The organism is Caballeronia sp. LjRoot34 (assembly GCF_964253815.1).
Classification (GTDB): Bacteria; Pseudomonadota; Gammaproteobacteria; order Burkholderiales; family Burkholderiaceae; genus Caballeronia.
This window is the reverse complement of sequence record NZ_CAXUSB020000002.1, coordinates 2,397,999-2,421,535: the sequence shown is the minus strand read 5'-3', so window position 1 is coordinate 2,421,535 and position 23,537 is coordinate 2,397,999. Positions and strand designations below refer to the sequence as shown.

Sequence of the window (23,537 nt, the reverse complement as noted above, 5' to 3'; positions counted from 1 at the left end):
GGCGAGTCAGAGCTTGAGGCGTGGATCGAAGATCGGATACAGCAGGTCGACCACAAGATTGGTCAGCACATACAGCAGCGCGATCACAAGCAGGCATCCCTGCACGACAGGATAATCGCGCGAATAAATGCTTTCCACGAGCAGGCGGCCCATGCCCGGCAGCGTGAATACCGTCTCGATCACGGCGCCTCCCGCGAGCAGATGGCCGAGCACAAGACCGATCACGGTGAGCGTGGGGCCGAACGCGTTAGGTAGCGTATGGCGCAACAGCACGCGCCGTTCCGACAAACCTTTGGCGCGTGCGTGAGCGATATATTCCAGCCGCAGGACCTCGATGCTGCTTGCCCGCATCATGCGTGTCACGACCGCGATTTCTCCCAGCGTGACCGCTATGACCGGCAGCACGAGGTATTTGAACGATCCCCAGCCTGCTTGCGAAAACGATTGGTAGCCGAAGGTAGGCAGCAGGTGCAGCTTCACGCCGAACAACCAGATGAGCATGATGCCGGCCCAGAAACTCGGTATGGATACCAGCATGATGCTGCCCATGACCACCGCGAGATCGCCACGGCGGTTTTGCATCCAGGCAGCGAACAAGCCGGCGGGAATCGCGATCAGACACGCGAGGAAAGTAGCCGCAAGCACGATCTCGGCGGTCACCGGAAAGGTTTCGCGGATCAGTTCCAGCACAGGCTGATGCCGGACGATCGACATGCCGAAGTCGCCCGAGAGCAGATGCGAAACCCAGATCGCGAATTGCGCGGGGATGGACTGATCGAGACCAAACGAATGGCGCATTTGCTGCAGCAGCACCGGGTCGTTGAGGTCGCCGAGCATGAGCGAAGCCGGGTCGCCGGGAATGGCGCGAATCATGCCGAATACGAGCAGGGTCACGATGAAGACTGTCGGGACCGCCATCGATAGTCGCTTGATGATGTAGCTGAGCATCGGCTTGCCTAGTTCTTCGTCACGTTGGAAAAACGCTTCAGGCGCAGAGGCCAGGTCGTGACCCCCTGCAGCCGGTCGCTCACAAGTGTCAGATCGGGAGAGTCGTACAGCACGATCATGGGCACGTCGTCCATCATCATCTGGTGCAACTGTTCGAAGATCCGCTTTCGGGCGGCGGGGTCGGTCACGCCGTCGATACTGCGCAGCAGCGCGCGCGCCTTGGGGTTCTCCCATTGCACCATGGGATTCCTGGACTTGTCGCCAAGTACATCGCCATACATCAGCGCAGGCTCGATGCGCGTCGAGTAACCAAAGGACATCAACTGGAAATGCCCCGAGCGGAAGTCGTTCACCTGGGTGCCCCATTCGACTACCAGCAACTTCACGTTGATCCCCGCCTGCGAGAGCAGTGATTGCATATACACCGCGGCCGAGTACATGTGCGGATAACGGCGGTTGGTTTCGAGCGTCAGCGTCTGGCCCGCATAACCGGCTGCCGCGAGCAGACGCTTGACCTCGGGCAGGTCCTGTTTATATCCCACTGCGTCGCCGGAGGTATAGAACGCTTCGGCATCCGGGGTCAGCGATGAGTTGTAGCGCGCCAGGCCGCCGCTGACCGCGTTCACCACGCCCGGCAGATCGACAGCGAGCGCGATTGCGCGCCGGATGCGGACATCGGCAAGCAAGGGGTCGTGTGTTTGCATCAACAATGCGGCGGGATCGGCTCCCGGTCCTACGATCACATGCCAGTGAGGATCGGCGGGCGGCAGGTTGTTCTCCGATATGTTCATCTCGTCGATCTGTCCGGACATGAGCGCGGAGACTTGCGCCGCCTCGTCCGGAATGGCCACGAAGCGCACGTTCGCCCGCGCATGACTCGCGCCTGCCAGTCCGCTTGGCGGCTCAGTGCGTGACTGGTATTGCGCGAACGGTTTCAGCAGGACGTACTGCCCTTGTTTCCACTCGCTGAATACGAACGGACCGGTTCCCACCGGCTTCAGCCACGCGCCGTTCTTGTCGAGGCTTGCAGGACTCAGGATGGCGAGCGGGCAGCGCGGTTCCGTCATGTGAGTGAGAAAGAGTGCGGACGGCCGGTCCAGTTCGAACACCACGGTATGCGGATCGGGTGTGGTCACGGCCAGCACCTTCGGACCCCGGTGTCCGTCATAGTTGCCGCGGCAGACGTAGCCGGACTGCGGCTTCATGAAGTACTCGTAGCTCCATTTGACATCGGCGGAGGTGAACGGCGTGCCGTTGTGGAACAGCACGCCGTGACGCAAGTGAAACGTGTATTGTTTTCCGTCCGGCGAAATGTCCCAACTGTCAGCAAGCATGGGCGCCACCGACAAGTCGCCCTTGAGCGCCACCAGCGACTCAACCACGTTAGCGAGGATCTCGTCCGTAAATGTATTGCGTAACACGTTGCCCGGCATGGACGTCGTGGTGTCGGTGTTGATGGCAAAACGGATTTCAGGAAACGCCGGGGCAGCGGCGCTTGGCTGTGCCCATCCGCTGGCGGGCAGGGCCGCCAGGACTGCCAGCGCCCCCGTCATTGCTGCGCGCTTCATGGACGGAACCCAACGATTTCCCACGCGGCGCGCTACAAAGCGGCGAGGGGCGGGAGACGCGGGAATTGCCATCAAAAAGTCCTTCGGGAAGGGGATTGCACAACGCTACAACCATGCGATGAATGGATAGGAAGCGATCGTAGAAGCTCATATTCGCGTTGGGAAGAGCAGTCCTGCCGATCGGCGGCCGATATTCGGATCGCCCGGGAAAACAGCACTAGACACGCGTTTATTGATGTGGCCTGACGCTGGGCGAGAGTGATCGCGTAGCAAGGGAAAACAGGGTATCGGGCATGCAGATCATGATCGTCAGAAGTGTTCTTCCTTTCGAAATTTTTTCGACCTAGGATTGCGGCATTGTTGCCCCTATCAGATGCCGTGCTCAGCCGGGAAGGGGATTGAATAATAAGTTAGGAAGCCAGATTAAATAATTGACCCATTTTTTAATCGTCAACTGCAACCATGATATTCCGTGAAAGGAAAACTTGTCGCGTTCGGCCGTGGCTTTGTTGAGAGGTGCATGCGCGTGATTGAATCGCCATATCTTCGCGTGCTTGGCCGCGTTGATGCGTGGACAGCCACACGCACATGATCAGGACGCGGGTGCCACCGATGCACCGTTGATCTTGTGCCGCTGCAACGAGTCCGCAACGAAGCCCGAGACTTTCATCTCTTCCACGAAACGCCGGAGATAGTCAGCCGCGGCATTACCACGGCTCTTCGGCAACCCCATTGCTTGCTGGATCACCATGAAGCGTTGATCGAGCAATCGAAGGCCCGGCGTTCTGGCGGCATCGCTTTCGAGTTGTTGTTTTACGCCTGCTGCGACCTCCAGCTCCTGTTCGAGAAACGTCTGTACCACGGTGGGCGACGAAGGCGCGCGAACGATCTGTGCGTGCTTCAGTTCCCGCGATAGAAACAGATCATAAGCGCTGCCTTTACCGACCGCGACGCGCGTATTGGCGCTATCGACCTCGCTGTTGTGCTGTATTGCAGAGTCGCTGCGGACCATATAAAAGCCTTCGATCAGCACATACGGCGCAGTGAACGCAATGCTTGCTCCTCGCGCCGGATCGATTGCAAAGAACCCGATATCCGCGCGTTCGTCGCTGACTGCTTCAACCGATTTTCCGGCGGTATCAAAGACCACGAGATCCACGTATAGACCCAGCCGCTTGCCGAGTTCCCTCGCCAGGTCGATAGAAACACCGGCCGGCTCGCCGGTGACGGCATCCTTGTTGGCGAGAATCGGATTGCCCAGGTTGATGGACGCGCGCAGCGTGCCGGTGGGCGCGAAAGCGGACAGCACGGATGAGTCGGTTGTCATGGAGTCTTGAACAATGGAAGGTTGGCGTAAACCGAACCTAGGGTTTGAGAATGTCGCCGATGCGCGAAAGTGCGTCGAGCGTGTGTTGAAGATGTTCGCGCAGCGCCTCGGAGGCTTCTTCGTTACATTCCTTCTCAAGCAGCGCCAGGATATGCAGATGCTGCTTGCAATGTTTCTTGTACCGCCCGCGGTGCTGCATCGATCTATATGAAAGCAGTCGGCGTACGCGGTTCACGCGCTTGATCGTGTCGATAAAAAACGCGTTGCCGGACGCCTCGACCAGCGATTCGTGAAAGCGGACGCCGCGATCGTGCAACTGATCCGCTGTGTCCGTCTCGATACCGCCGTCGAGGAGATGCCGTTCCGCCGCACGGCAGCGCTCGAGTACCTTGGGCTCCAGCCGGTAACCAGGCTCAAGAAGCGCCGCCGGTTCGAGCGCCAGACGCAAGCGGTACGATTTCATCAAGCTGTCGGGCGTCGTCAGCATGGTCGAGAATTGCCACCCATATCCAGGTTTGCGCTCGGCCCAGCCTTCCTGCGCGATGCGCCCCAGAACGGCCGTGAGCTGCGTCGCCGTGAGGCCGTAACGGGTCTTCAGCATTTGCTCCGACACCTCGTCGGGCAACGCACCTTTCAGGCGGTCATCGGCTATGCGGAAATACGCGCTCGTGACCGCGTCCGGGTCGCTCAAACCGGTCGCACTGGCGGTTTCCGTCACTAATTCAATCGCAGGGTCTGCCACGAAAAATCCGCGATTGCGCTCGCGGCTCAACACGCCCTTTTCATGCAGCAGCGAGAGGGCTTCGTTGACCGGCGAGCGGGACAGCCGAAGAATGTCCGCTATTCTTTGCGCGGGCAGATGACTGCCCACTTCCATCTCTTCGGTCCTGATCCACTCGACGATTTGGGCGGCTATCGATCTATCGTTCATGCTTCTCTTTTTCGCTTTGAGCCGCCAGGGTCTTCTGCAAGATAAGCGGAATGACGCCGCCACAGCGCAGTAATGTGACTTCCAGTTGCGTTTCGACCGCAGCGGTGACGACGAATGATTCGACGCTTGTATCCGCGCGCACGATCTTTACATCGACCCTGCAACGCGGCGCGAGGGTATCGGGCGGCGCGGTCACTTCCACCTTGTCGCCGGGCTGGATGTTCAGCGTGGCGGGGTTGATACCCGCCGGCCATCGAAGCGGCAAGATGCCCATGCCGATCAGGTTCGACCGGTGAATCCGTTCAAAGCTTGCCGCCAGCACGGCGCGAATTCCAAGCAGGCGCTGGCCTTTTGCCGCCCAGTCGCGGGAAGAACCCGTGCCGTATCGTTCGCCTGCGATGAGCACGACCGCATCGCCTTGTGCTCGATACCGCGCGGCGACTTCGTGAATCGGCTTGATGTCGCCGCTCGGAACGTGCAGCGTATGGGCGACCGGCGCGCCGGGTTGCAGGAGGTTGACCAGCGACTTGTTATAGAACGCCGCGCGGATCATGACTTCCCAGTTGCCGCGACGCGACGCGAAGACGTTCAGGTCGTCGCGGTCATCGCCACGGACAACGAGGAAGTCCGCAACGAAGCTGTCCTTCGGGATGGCGCTGGCAGGCGAGATATGGTCGGTCGTGATGTCGTCGCCGAGGACGAGCAATGGGTAGGCGCTGTACGTTCCCAACTGCGTGCCTTCGGTCACGGCTGCGAACGGCGGACGCCTTAGCGCGTTCGATTGCGGATCCCACGGGAACTGCGCGGTGGTGGGAGCATCAATGCCATGCCACGCGGGATTCGCGCTGGCGATCGCGAACGCGCGCGGATAGTCGGCCGGTTCCGCCGCCTGTTCAAGCAGCGTCGCGATCTCTTCTCGCGTAGGCCATAGATCGCTCAGGAAGACTGGTGTGCCGTCCGGTGTGGTCTGCAGAGGGTCGCGGCTGAGATCAGCTTGCGCGTCGCCCGACAGCGCAAATGCAACGACCAGCGGCGGCGACATGATGAAGCCGATATCCAGATCGGGATGAATGCGGCCGGGGAAATTCCGGTTCCCGGACAACATGGCGACCGGATAAATTGCCTTGGCGGCAAGCGCGGCTTTCACGGGTTCGGTGAGCTGGCCCGAGTTGCCGATGCACGTGGTGCAGCCGTAACCTACGATATCGAAACCCAGTGCCGACAGATCGTCAATCAGCCCGGCGCGCTCCAGATACAACGCCGCTGCGGGCGAGCCGGGCCCAAGCGAGGTCTTGATCCAGCCCGGCACCTTTAGGCCCAGCGCGCGCGCTTTGCGGGCCACGAGCCCGGCAGCGATGAGCAAGGCCGGGTCCGACGTGTTCGTGCAACTCGTGATGGCAGCGATTGCGACAGAGTGCTTCGGCATGCCGGGCACATTGGCCTCAGGCACGAACGCTAACGTTTCGAGTGCCGCCGATGTGGCAGAGAAATCGAGCAGATCCTGGGGGCGCCGCGGACCGGCGACATGCATGCCGATCGCGTTCAGGTCGATCTCGATGGTGCGCGTGAAAACCGGCTCGGCAGAAGGATCGAACCACAGACCCGCCCGCTTGGTGAACACTTCGACGAGCGCGATTGCAGCCGCGCTGCGATTGGTCGCGCGCAGGTAATCGAGCGTGGATTGATCGACGGGGAAAAAACCCGTGGAAGCGCCGTATTCCGGCGCCATGTTCGCCACGACCGAGCGTTCACCAGCAGTCAGCGTGGCGACGCCCGGACCGAAAAACTCGACGAATTCGCCGGCAACACCAATCTCTCGCAGCCGTTGCGTCACCGTCAGCGCCAGGTCGGTAGCAAGCGCCCCAGGCTTGAGCGCACCCGTCAGGCGCACACCCACCACGTCCGGAATGCGCTGCATGACCGGCATGCCGAACATCACGGTCTGCGCTTCGAGGCCGCCCACGCCCCAACCAAGCACGCCAATGCCGTTAATCATGGGCGTGTGGCTGTCCGTACCGATCAGCGTGTCTGGGACAGCCCAAGACTCACCGTCGCGTTCCTGGACCGATACGACGGTCGCCAGTTGCTCCAGGTTGATGGTGTGCATGATCCCGGTGCCGGGTGGATGGATGCGTACTCCGCTCAATGCCCGCGATGCCCAGCGCAGGAAGCGGTAGCGCTCCGCGTTGCGGCGAAGTTCCTGTTGCAGATTCATTGGCGCGGCGTCAGGCCGGGCGAAATACTCGACTGCCAGGGAGTGATCGACCGAGGCATCGACAGGAAGAACGGGATTGAGCGCGCCCGGATCTGCCCCGGCTTCGGCCAGCGCGTCGCGCATGGCGGCGATATCGACCAGCGCCGGTGTACTGGTCGTGTCGTGCATCAGCACGCGATCAGGCTGGAAAGCGATCTCAACTTCGCTCGTGCCACTTTCCAGCCATTTGACGATGCCCTCGACCGCAAGCCGACGCTCATCGCCACTCGTATTTCGAATCACGTTCTCGAGCAACAGGCGCAGTACGACCGGCAGCCGGTAGAGCGTTTCCCCGAATATGCCCGGCAGGTCGACAAAACGAAGAGACGCGTTACCGGCCGCCAACCGCGCATCAGAGATAAAACTGCGGGTGTTTTCCATGCGCCCTATTTTGCATTTTTATATTTAGAAATGCAATATCAGGAATGAGGGCGCGGAATGAAACCACATTCGTGGCGAGAGTTGCTTACAACGCGGTATCGGCTTGCCACTGCGCAGTCATTCCCGCTATGTCGGCGAGCCAGAGCCTGAACAACTTGACCTTGTCGAGGTTGCGTTCGTTCGTTCGGTACGACAGGAAATGCGTCTCGCGCAGGAAGGGTTTGAAGTGTCCTTCGCCGAACTCGATCAGTTCCCCGCGCGCGAATTCCCGTTCGGCGAGACGAGTGGTTTCCAGCGCGATACCCATGCCGTCGACCGCGGCCGATATGGCCAGTGCTCCGCGATCAAACGAAGGGCGAGGCTTGTTCGGGAATGCCAGTCCGTTCAGCGTGAACCAGTCTCGCCAGGTCACTCTGCTGAGTTGCGAATCGATCAGCGTGAAGTCGACAATCTGTTGCTCGAGAGAAACCCCTTCGCGCAACATGGCGGGTGAGCACATTGGCACGATCCGCTCCGCGCCTAGCGGGTACACGTGCAGACCGGGACGCTCGACCGCCATGCCGTAAGAGATGGCGATATCGACTTCATGCACGCGCGTAAGGTCGATCGGCTCCGCGCCCGATGACAGCCGGATCGTGATGTCGGGATGTGCCTGCATGAATTTAGGCAGGCGCGGACCGAGCCATTTCACCGCAAGACTCGGTGCGCAATGAACGGCCAATACCTGTGCCTGGGGCGATAAAGCGACTTCGCTGCACGCGGCCTCGATTACATCGAATACGCGCCCGAGGCTGTCGAAAAGCCTTCTGCCTTCGGCCGTGGTTTCAACGCGCCGGTTGCGTCGATGAAATAAAGGCAAGCCGAAATACGTCTCCAGTTCCTTGACCTGATGACTGATCGCGGACTGCGACAGATGCAATTCCTCCGCTGCCAGCGTGAAGCTTTCAAGTCGCGCAGCCGCTTCGAAAGCGCGCAGCAGCACGAAATTCGGTATCCGTCGCATGCGCGTGCCGTCTCCGTTGGAATGTTTTTCGTCAATGCATGAATCCTGTTCATCTTTCTATGAACAGTCATCGTTTGTCAATGAGGGTCACGCGGACGACCATTAAGCCCTGAAAACAATCCCACTTGTTCTACAGGAGATAAACAAATGGCAGCTGTCATGGAAGCGCGTCCCGACGCGCCGGAAAAGCTGGTGAAGGACGGCAAGGTATCGATCTATCAGCCGGAGCAGGAAGAGCTGATCTTTCCGGAGTTGCCCACGTTCGCGAACGCGGCGGCGCAACGGCAGCACTTGAAGGAACGCCTGGTCGGAGCGTGCAGGGCATTCGCGCAACAGGGCTTCGATTATGGCTTTGCCGGTCACCTGACCGTGCGCGATCCGGAAGACCCCGGCTTGTATTGGACGAATCCGATGGCCATTCACTTCTCGCAAGTGAAGGTGTCGAACCTGATTTGCGCGGATCACGAAGGCCGCGTGGTCGAAGGCAATCATGCGATCAATCGGGCGGGTTTCGTGTTGCACGCAGCCGTTCACGAAATGCATCAGGACATTGTGGCGATGTGCCATGCGCACACGGTATATGGCACCGCGTTCGCGGCACTCGGCAAAAAGCTCGAGCCGATCACGCAGGATGCCGCTGCATTTTTCGAAGACCACGTGGTGATCGGCGACGAAGCCGGCCAGGTCGCGGTTGAAGTGAAGGCGGGCCACAAAGTCGCGAATGCGTTCAAGGGCGTGAAAGCGGCTATTCACCAGAATCACGGTTTGCTGACGGCGAGCCGTCACAGCATAGAGTCCGCCGCGTTCTGGTTTATCGCGCTGGAACGGTGCTGCCAGCAGCAATTGTTGATCGACGCAACCGGCGTTGCGCCGAGGCTCGTCACGCCGGAACGCGCCCGCTATAGCCGCGAGCATGTGGGTAGCGAATACATCGGCTGGCTGCATTTCCAGACGATCTGGAATGACCTCATTGCCAAACAGCCCGACATGTTCGACTGATCGATCGCGCCATGCTTGAAACGTAGTTCACGCAGCCCGTATCGCTTTAGGCAGGGACGACACAGCCACCGTCAAGAGAGGGCTGGCGTCCCGTTTTATCCGTCCCCAGGAGACAAGACATGAATCCAGCTAGTCCGGCCGCATTCAGCAAACGCGACGAAGCGTCCACGTTTTCCAGGATTACGTGGCGACTATTACCGTTCCTGTTCCTATGTTATTTGTGCGCTTATCTGGACCGCATCAACGTGGCGTTTGCCAAGCTGCAAATGCTCAAGGACCTCAATTTCAGCGATGCCGTCTATGGCGCAGGCGCGGGCGTGTTCTTCGTCGGCTACCTGTTGTTCGAAGTGCCCAGCAACTTGCTGTTGTTGAAAGTGGGCGCCCGGCGCTGGATCGCGCGGATCATGATCACGTGGGGCATCATCTCTGCCGGCATGATGTTCGTCACCACGCCAACGAGTTTCTACATCGTGCGCTTCCTGCTCGGCGTGGCGGAAGCGGGTTTCATTCCAGCAATCCTGTTCTATCTCACGTACTGGTTCCCCTCGTCACGACGCAGCAAGGTGACGGCGTTGTTTATGACCGGTATCCCCATGTCGGGAGTAGTCGGCGGTCCGCTGTCCGGCTGGATCATGAACCACATGGGCGGCGCTCATGGGCTTGCCGGATGGCAATGGCTGTTCGTGCTCGAAGGAATTCCGACGGCGATTCTCGGACTGATCGCGCTGGTTTATCTCGACGACAAAGTCAGCGATGCCAAGTGGCTCTCCGTACCACAACGAGCCTTCCTTGAAAGCGCATTGATTGAGGAACGTTCGGCGCACGTGCTGCATTCCGTGAAGGATGGTCTGCTGCATCCGAAGGTCTTGCTGCTCAGCCTGATCTATTTCTTCTTCACGATGGGCCTCTACGGCGTGAGCTTCTGGCTGCCTACGCTGATCAAGGCGAGTGGCGTGGCCGATCCGCTGGACATCGGCCTGCTGAGCGCCATTCCCTATGCCGCGGCGGCCGTCACCATGCTGCTCGTCAGCCACAGTTCGGATGCTCGCGGCGAGCGCCGCTGGCACCTTGCGTTGCCGGGTATTGTGGGGGCGTTGGGGCTGTATTTCAGCGTCTCTTATGCGCATTCCACGCCGATTGCAATGATTGCACTGACCGTCGGCACGATGGGCGTGATGACCACGATCTCCCAGTTCTGGGTCCTGCCGCCAGCCATTCTAGGAGGTGCGGCCGCAGCGGCCGGGCTGGCTGTTGCCAACTCGGTAGGCAGCATCTCGGGTGTGGTCAGCCCCTATGTGATCGGGTTGATCCAGACCGCGACGGGATCGACAGGAAACGGCGTGTTGGGGCTCGCGGTGAGCTTGATCATTGGCAGCGCACTCGTGTTCACAGTGCCCGCAAAGCTCGTGAACAGCCGCAAGCGAGAAGCGTTGAAGAACACTGAGCATGTGATGGAAAGCGGCGTGCAGACGCGTGCTTAAGAAGGTTCCTCAAGACTGATGCGCCGCGTCCTCGACTTCTTCGCCCAACACTTCACCCAGCCGTCGTACCAGGTTCTCACGAGCGCGGCTGGTGTGGAGGTCGGTGAGTTCCGAGGCACGGCGCGCGTCGCCTGCGGCGATAGCCTCGGCAATCGCCGCGTGTTCATCCCAGATGGATTTGCGTTGAGCCGACGATTGCAGCACGGCGCCCATCACACGTCGCAGATGAACCCAGTGAAGATGGGCAGTTTCCGCAATCAACGGGTTGCCCGATGCGAGGTAGATGGCGGAATGAAAAGCCCAGTCTGTATCGATCATGGCTTTCACGTCGTCGCCCTTGGACGCGCGGCGGCCTTGCGTAATCAGCGCTTTATCGAGTCTCGCGCCGCGTTGCGCCGCAAGACCCGCGGCGAGGGAATCGAGCGCGCCGCGGATTTCATAGAGATGGGCGATCCAGGTGGGATCGAGCGGGGTGACAAGAAGTCCGCGCCCCGGCGCGTCCTGCACGAGCCCGTCTTTCTTGAGCAGGCGCAGCGCCTGCAAGACGGGCGACCGGGACACGGCAAGCTGCTCGGCAATTTCTTCCTGCGTGATGCGGGTTCCCGGTGCGAGCGATCCTTCGCTGATGGCGTCGAGCAGCACTTTATAGACTTCATCGACATAGTCGGTACGTGCCTGAAGCTTCAGAAGTTTGGCGACCATGATGGCTCTCGATAAGTTTGGATACTGAGTTCAACAGGTTACAGGCTGGTGCCGGACAGCGTCAAACGGATTGACTGGATAGCGGAAACCAAGGGCACCAAGCGTTTACCTGTAGAGACAGGGCGGCATTGCGAATTGTATCTTTGTATACAGAGTTCGGAGTTCAGAATTTAAAGCATGAAGAGAACGAAGACAAGCGAGGCGGACCACAACCCGCCTCGGCACGATTGGATAAACCCAGCAGAGGATCCCCATGAACATCAAGTCAGACAAAGCAGAAGGTCAGAAAAGTGCAGGTGGCGGCGTGGTACAGAAGAAGCTGGTGCCGTTTGGCGGCTATTACACCAGCAAGGTTCCGGGCCACGATCCGGAGTTGACCGAGACAGGCCCCGGCACGCCGATGGGTGAATATATGCGGGCGTTCTGGCATCCCGTCTGCATGTCGATCGAACTCACCGATACCCCGCGCTTCCTGAAGATCCTGTGCGAAGAGCTGGTCGCGTTTCGCGATGGCAGCGGTCGCGTGGGCGTGCTGCATGCGCATTGTGTGCATCGCGGGGCGTCGCTGGAATATGGTGCGATCCAGGAGCACGGCATCAAGTGCTGCTATCACGGCATGGTCTTCGACGTGGACGGCACCTGTCTTCACGTACCGTTTCCGAATGGTGAAGAAAAGGAAGCCGAGAAATATGCGTGCTCGATCCAGCAGGGCGCGTACAAGGCTGTCGAGCGCAACGGCCTGGTGTTTGCGTACATGGGGCCGCCCGACAAGGAGCCGCCGTTCCCGGAATGGGAGGGTGACTTCACCGTCGCGCCCGGCGATGAACTCGTGGCCTACAGCAACTTCCAGCATTGCAACTGGCTGCAGGTCCAGGACAATGCCGCGGACAACTACCATCCGACTGCGCTTCACGCAGGCAAGAATGTGGTGAACGGCAAGTACCAGGGCACGACGTTCGACGAAGTCGGCGCGAAGTCCATGGAAGTCGCGCCCGACATGCATTTCGTGCCGGTGCAGCAAGGCCGCAGTCTTGCCTGCGCGGGGGCACGCCGGGTCGATAAAGACAGGCTGTTCGTGCGCGTCCAGCATCAGGTCCTGCCTAATCTCAGCCTGCACGCGTACACGTCGGAAGATGGTTCGAAGAAGAAGCTGTTCAGCCGCTTCCACATCATTCGCTGGACCGTTCCTGTCGACGATGAAAACAGCAAGATGATCGGCTGGCGCGTGATGGGGCCGGGCATTGATACGCGCGGCATCTGCGATAAATCGCTGGTCGGCTACGAGTCGATCGACTTCCTTGAAGGGCAAGTTGCAATGCGTCGTCCTGAGCGCTTCGGCAAATACAAGCTGGAGGACTTGCCGCCCATTCCGCCGAACCATCGCGAGCGCGAGAACTACAAGGACGCTCAGTACGCGCCCGGCGATTACGAAGCCATCATCAGCCAGCGGCCGATCGCCGTGCATGCGCTGGAGAATCCGACGAAGTTCGACGCCGGCTTGTTCCTGTTCCGCAAGATGCTGCGTGATGCGGTACGGGGTACGAACCCGGCCGCGTCGGCGGATAACTTTGCTGAATGGTTCCGTGCCAACGCGGGCGCGCCGAATAGTTATTGCTCGGGCAATGTGTTCGATATCCCCGAAGGCGAGACCGTCGAACAGGAGGTGGCCAATCGCCGCACTGTGACGAAGCGTATCGTCGCGATCCTGACGGATAGCGAGACGCTGAAGGGCGAAGAGCGGGCCGCGTTTGTGCGTGAAAAGTTCGATGCGCTCGAGGCGTCGGTCAAGGGTTGAAAGGATCTTCCAGGAAGGGGCCGGGCAACGCGAGTTGCCCGGCCCTTATAAAGACCTGCGGGCCAGGTCGTGCAAGGAAATGGTAATGGCAAGTTCAGATAAACCGGCGGACGCTCGCATTCTTGAGTTGATGGTGCGCCAGATCCGCTTCGAAGGCAGGGGCATCAACTCATATGAGTTCGTCGATCCATCAGGCGAAGCGTTACCCGCGTTCACTGCGGGCGCGCACATCGATATCCACTTGAACGATGGCTTCGTCCGTCAATACTCGTTGAGCAATTCACCCAACGAGCGTCATCGCTATGTGATCGCGGTACTGCGTGACGAAGCGGGCCGGGGCGGCTCGAAAGCGTTGCACGACAGATTGCGCGTGCAAGACAAGGTGCGCATCAGTTATCCGCGCAATAACTTCGAACTCGCCGCCGATGCCAGCAAGGTCATTCTGCTGGCCGGCGGTATTGGCGTGACGCCATTGAAATCGATGGCGCATCGGCTGGAAGAAGTGGGCATCGACTATGAAATGCACTACTGCGCGAAGGATGAAAGCTGTACGGCGTTCGCGGCCGAACTTGCACCCATGCATGCAAGCGGCAAGCTGCAATTTCATTTCGATAACGGCGATCCTTCGAAGGGACTGGATTTAAAGCGCTTGTTGAACGAGACCGCGCCCGGCGTGCACGTGTATTACTGCGGTCCCGGTGGCTTTATGAAAGCGTGCGCTGCGGCGACCGGGCACTGGACGCCCGGAACTGTTCACTTCGAACATTTCAAGGCGCCCGAACGAGCCGTGAGCGAAACCGTGGCGGCGGCTGTGGGCGAGTTCATTGTGAAGATTGCCAGCACGGGCCAGCAGATACCGGTGTCAGGCGACCAGAGCATTGCCGATGCGTTGGAAGAGGCGGGCGTGGCGATTGAAACTTCGTGCCGGGCCGGATTGTGCGGCACATGCAAGGTGCGATATTTATCGGGCGAGGTCGAGCACAACGACTGCATTCTCGGCGATGACGAGAAGCAGGAATATCTGACTACATGCGTATCGAGGGCGTCAAGCCGCGAACTTGTGCTGGATCTTTAGGCCGGGATGCAAGCACGGCGGCACCAGCCCGAACGCTAACCCCAGAACACGGGAACTCGAATTCCATCTCGCGGTGCGGGCGAAAATAACGTTATAAATTGCTTATGCACGCCCGCCTTCCTTACGGCGACAGAACCGAAACGCCTATTGCCGGCTTTCCATCGCGACCGGTGTGTTCTCCGCGGGCGCCGACCGGAGTGGCCTTATTATTACCAACATCGCAAGACCGGCAAGCGCTGCGGCGTGATTGTGAGGTTTCACGGCAGGAATTAATATTGCATGACAATAACGTCGTGTGCATACTACGCGTCAGCGAAGGTTCGGCGAATCCAGGCGAGCAGGGAGTTGCCAACAGCCGGAGGGTGAACGCAAGAGCGCAAGCCTGTCCGCCGGTTGTCAGTGCCTGACAGTCCGCTTATATAGGCGGACGGCGCCAGTATCTTGGCCAGCATCAAGCGCTGGCGCTCCCGATTTAGCGGCGCGTATGAGTCGCCGCGAAAAGCGGACGAGGGCGGTGGCACAGCTTTCGCCCGTTGGCGCGACCGGGCTCCGGCAACGCCGCCGCGCTTCACCAAGGTGCATCGGCTGATCGCCGGATCACTTCATACCGAACCTTCCCTGCGGGCCGAACGCAGATGAAAACATTGTCACTCGCAAGAGACTGGTCGACGCAGTTGTTCGTCTTCAATGCGCGAGACGAAAACCGTCAGGAGGTGTAGCGATGAAACGCCATCCTTTGCCGAACACGCCTCAGGGCCTTCGCGATATTCGCTCGCTGAAGGTCGTGGCTATCCATCCGCTCGACCAGGACGGCGAGGAGTTGCTGGCGCAGCTACGCCGTATCGGCTGCCGCGTGTGCCGTTTCTGGCCCGCACCGGCGGTGCTTCCTGCGGAGACCAATATTGTCTTCATAGCGGTGCGCCCAGAGGCGCTGGCGTGCAAGCCGGCGTGGCTCGAGGGCCCGGATGCGCCACCCGTGATCCCGGTCGTCAGCTACGAGAATCCGATTTTCATCGACGTGGTCATGCAATTGAATGCTTATTGCACGGTGCCTTCGCCGGTGCGCTCGTTTGGCGTACTGACTGCGATCGCCGTCTCCCTTCATCAGCATAAAAACCGCCTCGCGCTCGAGCGCTATGCGCAACGCGTCGCGGAAAAATTCGCCGACCAGCGTCAAATCCAGCGCGCCAAATCGATCCTGATGAGCTCACGCAAGCTGACTGAACCGGACGCCTACGAGCTGTTGCGTTCGCGCGCGATGGAGCAGCGGCAGTCACTCGAAGCGACCGCGGAAATCATCATCAAGGCGCATGAGAGTTTGCATTTCTGATGTGTATCGACTTTCCTTCTTTGTGCAGAATGAAGCGTAAAGCGCACGACTAATGTGCGCATAAACCCCAGCTTGGTGATCCCGCTTCACCCGTTTCCAGCAATGACACCGGCCAGCACTGCCGATTGCCGATGGCACGGCTCTTGCAAAACAAAAAGCGCGTGAGTGTACGGTCGGTCCGCCGATAGTCCCCTTGCGCCGAGCACACCGGTCGCGGTTTCACCCGTGCGTTCACATCCATTCCGTCATCCGAGACAAAGGCGTCTCAGGTGACATCGGCCAAAAAGCCCGACAGCCAGGTTAGCCCTGGCTGTCGGGCTTTTTTTTCCGCGTCCGCAGGCGATCAAAGCGCAATACAGAGGCGTACGCAAGCTTTGGCGCTTTGACTTCCGGTCCATCGGACACACTGAAATCGAGGCAACGCAGAAACATGAAAGATCTTCCTCTCTCCTCGACACGCGGGGACGCAACGAACGCAGTGGCAACGCCTGCCGGCTGGCGCGGCGCGCTCTTGCTCGACAAGTATTCGGTCCTGATCCTGGCGCTGCTGTTGCTGATTGCAATCCCGGCGCTGACGGGCGCGTTCCGTCTGGGCCTCTTCGCGAAATATCTGAGCTTCGCATTCTGCGCCGTCGGACTCGTGCTGACCTGGGGTTATGGCGGCATTCTCAGTCTTGGCCAGGGCATCTTCTTCGGGCTCGGCAGCTACATGATGGCGATGTACATGAAGCTCGAGGCGAGTTCGAACGATCCGGCGGCCGCCGTGTTCGGGGGCAGCGGTCCACCCGTGCCCGACTTCATGACGTGGAACAGCATCGACAAGCTGCCATGGTGGTGGGCCCCGTTCGAGCACGGATGGTTCGCACTCCCGGCGATCCTGATCATCCCGACGGTCATCGCATTCGTGCTGGGCTACGCCAATTTCAGGAAGCGCGTGGGCGGCGTGTATTTCTCGATCGTCACGCTGGCGCTGGCGTCGATCATGTCGATCGTGATCATCGGCCAGCAAGGGTATACGGGCGGGGTCAACGGCATCACCAATCTGCCGACCTTCATGGGGTACAGCGTCCAGAGCAACACGGCGACGCTGATCATGTACTACGTCACCTGTGTGCTGCTGCTGTGCGCGGTGCTTGCGGGCCGCTTCATTCTCAGGAGCCGGCTGGGCAAGGTGTTGATCGCCATTCGCGACAGGGAAGACCGCATCCGCTTCTCGGGCTACGATCCCGCGCTTTTCAAGGGCTTTATCTTTGCGGTTGCCGCGCTGTTCTCCGCGGTCGGCGGCGCGATGTTCACGCTGCAGGTCGGCTTTGCCTCGCCGTCCGTTTGCGGGATCGTGCCGTCCATCGAGATGGTGATCTATGCGGCGGTCGGCGGCCGGCTGTCGCTCGTCGGCGCGGTGTACGGCACCGTCATCGTGGGCGCGGCGAAAAGCTTCCTGTCGGAAAATTTCGTGGGGTTCTGGGTGTATTTCATCGGCGCGCTGTTTATCTTCGTGCCGATGTTCCTGCCGAAGGGACTGGCCGGGATCATCGACTGGTTACGCGACCGCGAGCAGATCCGTCAGGATAAAAATCATGGAGGCGCGCAATGAGGCCGATGATCCTGGCGGTGGAAGACCTTACTGTCTCCTTCGATGGCTTCAAGGCCGTGGATGGCCTCAATTTCTACGTGGAAGAGAACGAACTGCACGTGGTGATCGGACCGAACGGCGCTGGCAAGACCACGTTGCTGGACATGATCTGCGGCAAGACGAAGCCAACCAGCGGCAGAATCGAGTTCAAAGGGCTGTACCTCGAAAAGATGCTGGAGTACCAGATCACGCGCGCGGGGGTGGGCCGGAAATTCCAGAACCCGATGGTCTATGAGGACCTTACCGTCGCGGAGAATCTCGAGATCTCTTATCCGAAGAAACGCGATGTCATCGGCTGTCTCTTCTTTAACCGGACCGAAGAGGTCCGTGACGAAATCGATCGCATCGCGGCGATGATTTTTCTCGACGATCAACTCGATCGCAAGGCCGCCTTGCTGTCGCACGGGCAGAAGCAGTGGCTGGAGATCGGCATGCTTCTAATGCAGGATCCCGAACTATTGCTGCTGGACGAACCTGTTGCGGGCATGAGCGCGAAGGAACGCGAACTCACGGGCGTGCTCCTGCGCAAGATTGCCGAGGGCCGCTCGGTGGTCGTGATCGAACACGACATGGAATTCGTGAAATCGGTCGCCCATAAGGTCACGGTGCTGCACCAGGGCAAGAAGCTCGCGGAGGGCAGGATGGAAGAGGTTCAGAACGACCCGCGGGTCATTGAAGTTTACTTGGGACACTGACCATGCTTTCTGTCGATAACCTCAATGTCTTTTATGGCGAGAGCCATGTGCTGCACGACCTGAGCTTCGACCTTGCGGCGGGCGAGACCGTCGCGGTCATGGGACGCAACGGCATGGGCAAGACGACCCTGCTCAAGGCGCTGATCGGCATGATCCCTTCGCGCAGCGGCCATATCACGCTCAACGAGCGCGACCTCGTGAAGGCGAAGAGCTATGACCGCGTGGGCGCGGGCTTCGGCTACGTGCCGCAGGGCCGCATGATCTTTCCGTACCTGAGCGTGGAAGAAAACATCCTCTCGGGCATGGATCGCTTCAAGCGGCCCGTGATTCCCGAGTACATCTTCGAATCGTTTCCCGTCTTGCACGAGATGCGTCACCGCCGGGGCGGCAACCTGTCGGGCGGACAACAGCAGCAACTGGCGATTGCGCGCGCGCTGGTCTCGGAACCGAAGGTGCTGATCCTCGATGAACCGACCGAAGGCATCCAGCCGTCGATCATCAAGGACATCGCGCGGGCGCTGAACCGCCTGAAAAAGGAGCGCGACTTTGCGTTGATCGTCTCCGAGCAGGTACTGACTTTCACGCTTGAGATTGCGGACCGTTTCCTGATCATCGAGAAGGGACGCTTCGTGCACAGCGACCGGCGCGAGAACGTCGATGCGGACCGCATCATGCGCTACCTGACTATCTGATTGACCCTTTGCTTTCCCAGGCGCCCCGACAGGCGCCCACTATCCACGAGGAGATGGCCATGATGCATGGTGATATTTCAAGCAGTCTCGATACGGTCGGCGTTGCGGTCGTGAACTACAAGATGCCGCGCCTGCATACGAAAGCGGAGGTGCTCGCGAACGCGCGGAACATTGCGGAGATGCTCAAGGGCATGAAGTCCGGTCTCCCCGGCATGGACCTCGTGATCTTTCCGGAGTACAGCACGCACGGGATCATGTACGACCAGCAGGAGATGTACGACACGGCCGCCGCCGTGCCCGGCGAAGAGACGGCGATCTTTGCGGAGGCGTGCCGGAGCGCCAAGGTGTGGGGCGTGTTCTCGCTGACCGGCGAGCGTCATGAGGAACACCCGAACAAGGCGCCCTACAACACCTTGATCCTGATGAATGACCAGGGCGAGATCGTGCAGAAGTATCGCAAGATCATGCCGTGGGTGCCGATCGAGGGCTGGTATCCGGGCAATTGCACGTATGTATCGGAAGGACCGAAGGGCATGAAGATGAGTCTCATCATCTGCGATGACGGCAACTACCCGGAGATCTGGCGCGACTGCGCAATGAAGGGCGCCGAACTCATCATCCGTTGCCAGGGCTACATGTACCCGGCCAAGGAACAGCAGATCATCATGGCGAAGTCCATGGCGTGGGCGAACAACGTGTATGTGGCGGTGGCGAATGCAGCCGGTTTCGACGGCGTGTATTCGTACTTTGGCCATTCATCGATTGTCGGCTTCGACGGGCGCACGCTCGGCGAATGCGGCACCGAGGAAATGGGCATCCAGTACGCGGCGCTCTCGAAGAGCCTGATCCGCGATGCGCGCAAGAACATGCAGTCGGAGAACCACCTGTACAAGCTCCTGCATCGCGGCTATACGGGCAAGATCAATTCGCGCGAGGATGCCAATGGCGTGGCCGAGTGTCCGTTCGATTTCTATTCGAAGTGGATCACGGACCCCGAGGCGACCCGCAAGATGGTCGAGGACCTGACGCGCAGCACGCCCGGCACCGAGGAGTGCCCGATCCCGGGTATTCCGAACCCGTCAGACCTCACGCACCGGTAACGCGCCATGAGGACTTATACGTCCATCGTAGGCAGTGCGTCCGACCCGCGCGTGGCTGATCTGCTGCATACGCTCGCGCATCGCGGCGGCGTGGATACGGTCACGCTCGCCGCCGACGATATCCGCCGCCACCGTTTGCGAGTGCGCACGCAAGGCGGCGACGAATGCGGCATCGCGCTCGATCGTCAGACGCATCTTTTCGACGGCGCGGTGCTGCATCTCGATACCGACCGGGCGCTTGTCGTGCGGACTGAGAACACGCGATGGCTGCGCCTGCGCGCGCGGGACGCCGCCGCTGCGCTCGAGCTCGGTTACTTCGCGGGCAACATGCACTGGGCGGTGCGTTTCGACGGCAACGTGCTGGAGGTCGCGCTCAAGGGACCGGTCGATGATTATCGTTCGCGGCTGGCCCCGCTGTTCGACGCGGGACGGATCGTCGAGCTGATGCATGAGCATGAGCAGCACCCTCATCATCATCACGATCACGCGCATGCCCATGAGTGAGTTCACGAGTCTGCTCGCGAGCTTCCAGCATTCGGACAGCTTCTTTCCGAGCGGTTCGATGGCCTTCTCATGGGGTCTCGAAGCGCTGCTGCAGGACGGACTGGTCAGAGACGCACCGTCGTTGCAGGTGTTTGTCGAAGGACAGGCGCTCGCGCGCTGGGCGAGTCTCGACCAGGGCATAGTCTGCGCCGCGTGGCAGGCCGATTCCTTCGATGCCTGGCTCGACGTCGATGCGCTTGCCGAGACCGTGACCTTGCCCGAACCGATGCGAAAAGGGGCGCACCGCCTCGGACGCACGCTCGCCGATGTCCACGTCCGGCTCGACTCGCCCGTTGCCGCCGAATTGCGCGCCGCGATCATCGCGGGGCACACGCCGGGGCATCTTTGCGCCGTGCAGGGACGACTGTGGCGCAGCTTCGGCATCGGCCGGGACGAAGCGCGCGCCATGTCGGCGCACGCAGCGTGCACGAGCGCGGTGAGCTCGGCGGTGCGGCTGGGTATCGTCGGGCATCTCGATGCGCAGCGGATCCTGACGCGCCTGCGCGAGCCGCTCGCGAGCGTGCTGGAAGCGCCGGCGCCCGCCATGGACGACCTGTGGTCGAGCACCTTCGCCGCCGATATTGCCGTCATGCGGCGCCATCGCCACGAAGCACGGCTCTTTGCCAACTGAACCGAGAGGAATGCGCGGATGTTGCTGACACCGACCGAATACGAACGCCTCACGCTTTTTACCGCTGCGCAACTGGCGCGCCGTCATCGTGACAAGGGCCTCAAGCTCAATCATCCGGAAGCGGTCGCGATCATCGCGGACGAGATACTGGAAGGCGCGCGCGAAGGCCGCAGCGTGGCGGACCTGATTGCCTACGGCTCGACGCTGCTGAACGAAGACGATGTGCTGCCGGGTGTCGCCGACCTGCTGCCGATGCTGCAGGTCGAAGGATCGTTCCCCGACGGCACGAAGCTCGTCACGGTGCACCAGCCCATCCGTGCGGGCACCCAGCCGCCGGCCGCCGACACCCTCGTGCCGGGCGAACTGCTGGCCGCCGATGGCGACATCGAACTGAATGCCGGCCGCGAGAAGGCCGTGCTGACCGCGATGAACACTGGCGACCGGCCGATCCAGGTCGGCAGTCATTTCCATTTCTTCGAAGTGAATCGCGCGCTGCGCTTCGATCGCGCGGCCGCGTTCGGCATGCGGCTCGACATTCCCGCGGGCACCGCGGTGCGCTTCGAACCCGGCGACAACAAGGAAGTCACGCTGGTTGCCTTCGGCGGCTCGCGCGAAATATTCGGCCTCAATGGTCTGACCGACGGCGCCGTGGGCGAAGCGGGCTTGCGTGAAGCCGCGATCGGCCGCGCGGCTGCGCGCGGCTTCAAGGGAGCGTGAATGGTCACGATGACACGCAAGGCCTACGCCGAGATGTTCGGTCCGACAACGGGCGACGCCGTGCGTCTCGGCGATACCTCGCTCCTCGCCGAGATCGAGCACGACTTCGCTGTGCCCGGCGATGAATGCCTGCACGGCGGCGGCAAGACCCTGCGCGACGGCATGGGCCTGAAAGCGGGACATGACAGCGCCGACGGCGCGCTCGACATGCTGATCTGCAACGCGACGATCATCGATCCGGTGCTCGGGGTGATCAAGGGCGATATCGGCATCAAGGAAGGGCGCATTGTCGCCATTGGCAAGGCCGGCAATCCGCAGGTCATGGATGGCGTGCACCCGAAGCTCGTGTGCGGCGTGGCGACAACTGTCAAGGATGCCGAAGGATTGATCGCGACGCCGGGCGGCATAGATGTGCATGTGCATTTCGATTCGGCCCAGCTATGCGAGCACGCGCTGGCATCGGGACTGACCACGCTGATCGGCGGATCGCTTGGGCCTATCACCGTGGGCATCGACTGCGGCGGGGCGTGGAACGTCGGGCGCATGATGCAGGCCTCCGAGCACTGGCCGATCAACTTCGGCTTCCTGGGACGCGGCAATTCGAGCAAGCCGGGCTCGCTCGTCGACCAGCTGCGCGGCGGCTGCCTGGGGCTCAAGATTCACGAGGACTGGGGCGCGATGCCGGCTGTCATCGACACTTGTCTCACCGTGGCCGATGAATACGACTTCCAGGTCCAGCTGCACTCGGACACGCTCAACGAATCGGGCTTTCTCGAAGATACCATCGCGGCCATGAAGGACCGCACCATCCACATGTATCACACCGAAGGCGCGGGGGGCGGTCACGCGCCGGACATCATCGCGGTGGCGGGACGCATGAACTGCCTGCCGTCATCCACCAATCCGACCAACCCGTACACCATCAACACATTCGATGAACATCTCGACATGATCATGGTGTGCCATCACCTGAACCCGGCGGTGCCCGAGGACGTCGCCTTCGCCGAGTCGCGGGTGCGCGCGCAGACCATCTCCGCCGAGGACGTGCTGCACGACCTGGGCGCGATCTCGATGCTCGGCTCGGACAGCCAGGGCATGGGGCGCATCAATGAAGTGATCTGCCGGACCTGGCAGCTTGCATCGAAGATGAAGGACCAGCGCGGGCGTCTGTCCAGCGAGCGCACGGCGCGGGGCGACAACGAGCGCATCAAGCGGTATATCGCGAAGTACACGATCAACGCGGCGCGCACGTTTGGCATCGCCGATACGGTCGGCTCGCTCGAAGACGGCAAGCTCGCTGACATCGTGCTGTGGCGTCCGGCGTTCTTCGGCATCAAGCCGGAGGTCGTGATCAAGGGCGGGTTTATCGCGTGGGGCGCGATGGGCGATTCGGCGGCCTCGCTGATGACCTGCGAACCGCTCGCCATGCGTCCGCAATGGGGTGCGTTCGGCCGGGCGCCGTCTTCGCTGGCGGTCAATTTCGTCAGTCCGCTCGCGCTCGATGCGGGCGCGGCCGGCAAACTCGGGCTTGCGCGCCGACTGGTCGGCGCCCATGGCACGCGGAAGCTCACGAAGCGCGACATGCTGCACAACGACGCCTGCCCGAACCTCACGGTCAATCCGCAGACGTTCGACGTGATGATCGACGGGCAGATCATTCGATGCGACCCGGCGCACGAAGTGCCGCTGTCACGGCGCTACATGTTGCGCTGAAGAACCAGGGAGACATTCG

The 23,537-nt window shown here is 60.7% G+C and carries 20 protein-coding genes; 13 read left to right on the top strand and 7 right to left on the bottom strand.

Annotated features, from left to right (window positions below; genetic code table 11):
- Positions 1–6: 6 nt before the first annotated feature.
- The 6 genes from ACSQ36_RS30350 to ACSQ36_RS30325 all read right to left on the bottom strand — a co-directional run bounded on the left by ACSQ36_RS30350 (position 7) and on the right by ACSQ36_RS30325 (position 8,412).
- Positions 7–948 (bottom strand): ABC transporter permease, encoded by a 942-nt coding sequence (locus ACSQ36_RS30350; RefSeq protein WP_213764210.1) that lies wholly within the window; start codon positions 946–948, stop codon positions 7–9.
- 8 nt (positions 949–956) lie between these two features.
- Positions 957–2,588 (bottom strand): ABC transporter substrate-binding protein, encoded by a 1,632-nt coding sequence (locus tag ACSQ36_RS30345; RefSeq protein WP_436184806.1) that lies wholly within the window; start codon positions 2,586–2,588, stop codon positions 957–959.
- A 520-nt stretch (positions 2,589–3,108) separates the two neighbouring features.
- Positions 3,109–3,843, bottom strand: coding sequence for an ABC transporter substrate-binding protein (locus ACSQ36_RS30340; protein WP_436184805.1), 735 nt, complete (start codon positions 3,841–3,843; stop codon positions 3,109–3,111).
- Positions 3,844–3,880: 37 nt separating this feature from the next.
- Entirely contained in the window at positions 3,881–4,774 is an 894-nt protein-coding gene (locus ACSQ36_RS30335) for a GntR family transcriptional regulator (RefSeq protein ID WP_436184804.1), read from the bottom strand.
- Entirely contained in the window at positions 4,764–7,409 is a 2,646-nt protein-coding gene (gene acnA / locus ACSQ36_RS30330) for an aconitate hydratase AcnA (protein ID WP_436184803.1), read from the bottom strand. Before acnA ends, ACSQ36_RS30335 begins: the two co-directional genes overlap by 11 nt.
- A gap of 85 nt (positions 7,410–7,494) precedes the next feature.
- On the bottom strand, positions 7,495–8,412 hold the full coding sequence (locus tag ACSQ36_RS30325) for a LysR substrate-binding domain-containing protein (RefSeq protein ID WP_213764206.1): 918 nt from the start codon (positions 8,410–8,412) through the stop codon (positions 7,495–7,497).
- 147 nt (positions 8,413–8,559) lie between these two features.
- Between ACSQ36_RS30325 and ACSQ36_RS30320 the strand changes: the two genes are divergently transcribed.
- Together ACSQ36_RS30320 and ACSQ36_RS30315 are read left to right on the top strand one after the other, a co-directional pair.
- Positions 8,560–9,411 carry a class II aldolase/adducin family protein gene (locus ACSQ36_RS30320; RefSeq protein WP_436184802.1) on the top strand — a complete coding sequence of 284 codons (852 nt, stop codon included), beginning with the start codon at positions 8,560–8,562 and terminating at the stop codon, positions 9,409–9,411.
- A gap of 119 nt (positions 9,412–9,530) precedes the next feature.
- The gene (locus ACSQ36_RS30315; RefSeq protein ID WP_436184801.1) at positions 9,531–10,892 is read left to right on the top strand and encodes an MFS transporter; all 1,362 of its coding nucleotides are present in this window, start codon (positions 9,531–9,533) and stop codon (positions 10,890–10,892) included.
- A 9-nt stretch (positions 10,893–10,901) separates the two neighbouring features.
- Here the strand turns inward: ACSQ36_RS30315 and ACSQ36_RS30310 are convergent, their stop codons facing one another.
- Positions 10,902–11,594: a GntR family transcriptional regulator gene (locus ACSQ36_RS30310; RefSeq protein ID WP_436184800.1), complete on the bottom strand. Its 693-nt coding sequence runs from the start codon at positions 11,592–11,594 to the stop codon at positions 10,902–10,904.
- A 253-nt stretch (positions 11,595–11,847) separates the two neighbouring features.
- Between ACSQ36_RS30310 and ACSQ36_RS30305 the strand changes: the two genes are divergently transcribed.
- The 11 genes from ACSQ36_RS30305 to ureC all read left to right on the top strand — a co-directional run bounded on the left by ACSQ36_RS30305 (position 11,848) and on the right by ureC (position 23,518).
- On the top strand, positions 11,848–13,389 hold the full coding sequence (locus ACSQ36_RS30305) for a Rieske 2Fe-2S domain-containing protein (protein ID WP_213764202.1): 1,542 nt from the start codon (positions 11,848–11,850) through the stop codon (positions 13,387–13,389).
- A 79-nt stretch (positions 13,390–13,468) separates the two neighbouring features.
- Positions 13,469–14,464 carry a PDR/VanB family oxidoreductase gene (locus tag ACSQ36_RS30300; protein WP_436184799.1) on the top strand — a complete coding sequence of 332 codons (996 nt, stop codon included), beginning with the start codon at positions 13,469–13,471 and terminating at the stop codon, positions 14,462–14,464.
- A gap of 721 nt (positions 14,465–15,185) precedes the next feature.
- Complete coding sequence (locus ACSQ36_RS30295; protein WP_213764200.1) at positions 15,186–15,794, top strand: ANTAR domain-containing response regulator; 609 nt, start codon at positions 15,186–15,188, stop codon at positions 15,792–15,794.
- 430 nt (positions 15,795–16,224) lie between these two features.
- Positions 16,225–17,388: an urea ABC transporter permease subunit UrtC gene (urtC, locus tag ACSQ36_RS30290; protein WP_213764199.1), complete on the top strand. Its 1,164-nt coding sequence runs from the start codon at positions 16,225–16,227 to the stop codon at positions 17,386–17,388.
- Positions 17,385–18,122 (top strand): urea ABC transporter ATP-binding protein UrtD, encoded by a 738-nt coding sequence (gene urtD, locus ACSQ36_RS30285; protein ID WP_436184798.1) that lies wholly within the window; start codon positions 17,385–17,387, stop codon positions 18,120–18,122. The genes urtC and urtD overlap by 4 nt, the downstream gene beginning before the upstream one ends.
- A 2-nt stretch (positions 18,123–18,124) precedes the next feature.
- Complete coding sequence (gene urtE / locus ACSQ36_RS30280; protein WP_213764197.1) at positions 18,125–18,814, top strand: urea ABC transporter ATP-binding subunit UrtE; 690 nt, start codon at positions 18,125–18,127, stop codon at positions 18,812–18,814.
- A 59-nt stretch (positions 18,815–18,873) separates the two neighbouring features.
- Entirely contained in the window at positions 18,874–19,914 is a 1,041-nt protein-coding gene (locus ACSQ36_RS30275) for an aliphatic amidase (RefSeq protein WP_213764196.1), read from the top strand.
- Positions 19,915–19,920: 6 nt separating this feature from the next.
- Positions 19,921–20,418: an urease accessory protein UreE gene (ureE, locus tag ACSQ36_RS30270; protein WP_436184797.1), complete on the top strand. Its 498-nt coding sequence runs from the start codon at positions 19,921–19,923 to the stop codon at positions 20,416–20,418.
- Positions 20,369–21,088 (top strand): urease accessory protein UreF, encoded by a 720-nt coding sequence (locus ACSQ36_RS30265; protein ID WP_436184796.1) that lies wholly within the window; start codon positions 20,369–20,371, stop codon positions 21,086–21,088. The genes ureE and ACSQ36_RS30265 overlap by 50 nt, the downstream gene beginning before the upstream one ends.
- Positions 21,089–21,106: 18 nt before the next feature.
- Entirely contained in the window at positions 21,107–21,805 is a 699-nt protein-coding gene (gene ureB, locus ACSQ36_RS30260; protein ID WP_213764193.1) for an urease subunit beta, read from the top strand.
- Between the two features lie 9 nt (positions 21,806–21,814).
- Positions 21,815–23,518 (top strand): urease subunit alpha, encoded by a 1,704-nt coding sequence (gene ureC / locus ACSQ36_RS30255; protein ID WP_436184979.1) that lies wholly within the window; start codon positions 21,815–21,817, stop codon positions 23,516–23,518.
- Positions 23,519–23,537 lie beyond the last annotated feature (19 nt).

Bases quoted from the DNA above. Each gene is read 5' to 3' on its own strand.
- urtC (WP_213764199.1), top strand. From the start codon at position 16,225: ATGAAAGATCTTCCTCTCTCCTCGACACGCGGGGACGCAACGAACGCA.
- ACSQ36_RS30320 (WP_436184802.1), top strand. From the start codon at position 8,560: ATGGCAGCTGTCATGGAAGCGCGTCCCGACGCGCCGGAAAAGCTGGTG.
- ACSQ36_RS30305 (WP_213764202.1), top strand. From the start codon at position 11,848: ATGAACATCAAGTCAGACAAAGCAGAAGGTCAGAAAAGTGCAGGTGGC.
- ACSQ36_RS30335 (WP_436184804.1), bottom strand. From the start codon at position 4,774: ATGAACGATAGATCGATAGCCGCCCAAATCGTCGAGTGGATCAGGACC.
- ACSQ36_RS30315 (WP_436184801.1), top strand. From the start codon at position 9,531: ATGAATCCAGCTAGTCCGGCCGCATTCAGCAAACGCGACGAAGCGTCC.
- ureB (WP_213764193.1), top strand. From the start codon at position 21,107: ATGTTGCTGACACCGACCGAATACGAACGCCTCACGCTTTTTACCGCT.
- ureE (WP_436184797.1), top strand. From the start codon at position 19,921: ATGAGGACTTATACGTCCATCGTAGGCAGTGCGTCCGACCCGCGCGTG.
- ACSQ36_RS30340 (WP_436184805.1), bottom strand. From the start codon at position 3,843: ATGACAACCGACTCATCCGTGCTGTCCGCTTTCGCGCCCACCGGCACG.
- ACSQ36_RS30295 (WP_213764200.1), top strand. From the start codon at position 15,186: ATGAAACGCCATCCTTTGCCGAACACGCCTCAGGGCCTTCGCGATATT.
- urtE (WP_213764197.1), top strand. From the start codon at position 18,125: ATGCTTTCTGTCGATAACCTCAATGTCTTTTATGGCGAGAGCCATGTG.
- ACSQ36_RS30275 (WP_213764196.1), top strand. From the start codon at position 18,874: ATGATGCATGGTGATATTTCAAGCAGTCTCGATACGGTCGGCGTTGCG.
- ACSQ36_RS30350 (WP_213764210.1), bottom strand. From the start codon at position 948: ATGCTCAGCTACATCATCAAGCGACTATCGATGGCGGTCCCGACAGTC.
- ACSQ36_RS30265 (WP_436184796.1), top strand. From the start codon at position 20,369: ATGAGCAGCACCCTCATCATCATCACGATCACGCGCATGCCCATGAGT.
- urtD (WP_436184798.1), top strand. From the start codon at position 17,385: ATGAGGCCGATGATCCTGGCGGTGGAAGACCTTACTGTCTCCTTCGAT.
- ACSQ36_RS30325 (WP_213764206.1), bottom strand. From the start codon at position 8,412: ATGCGACGGATACCGAATTTCGTGCTGCTGCGCGCTTTCGAAGCGGCT.
- ACSQ36_RS30300 (WP_436184799.1), top strand. From the start codon at position 13,469: ATGGTAATGGCAAGTTCAGATAAACCGGCGGACGCTCGCATTCTTGAG.
- ACSQ36_RS30345 (WP_436184806.1), bottom strand. From the start codon at position 2,588: ATGGCAATTCCCGCGTCTCCCGCCCCTCGCCGCTTTGTAGCGCGCCGC.
- ureC (WP_436184979.1), top strand. From the start codon at position 21,815: ATGACACGCAAGGCCTACGCCGAGATGTTCGGTCCGACAACGGGCGAC.
- acnA (WP_436184803.1), bottom strand. From the start codon at position 7,409: ATGGAAAACACCCGCAGTTTTATCTCTGATGCGCGGTTGGCGGCCGGT.
- ACSQ36_RS30310 (WP_436184800.1), bottom strand. From the start codon at position 11,594: ATGGTCGCCAAACTTCTGAAGCTTCAGGCACGTACCGACTATGTCGAT.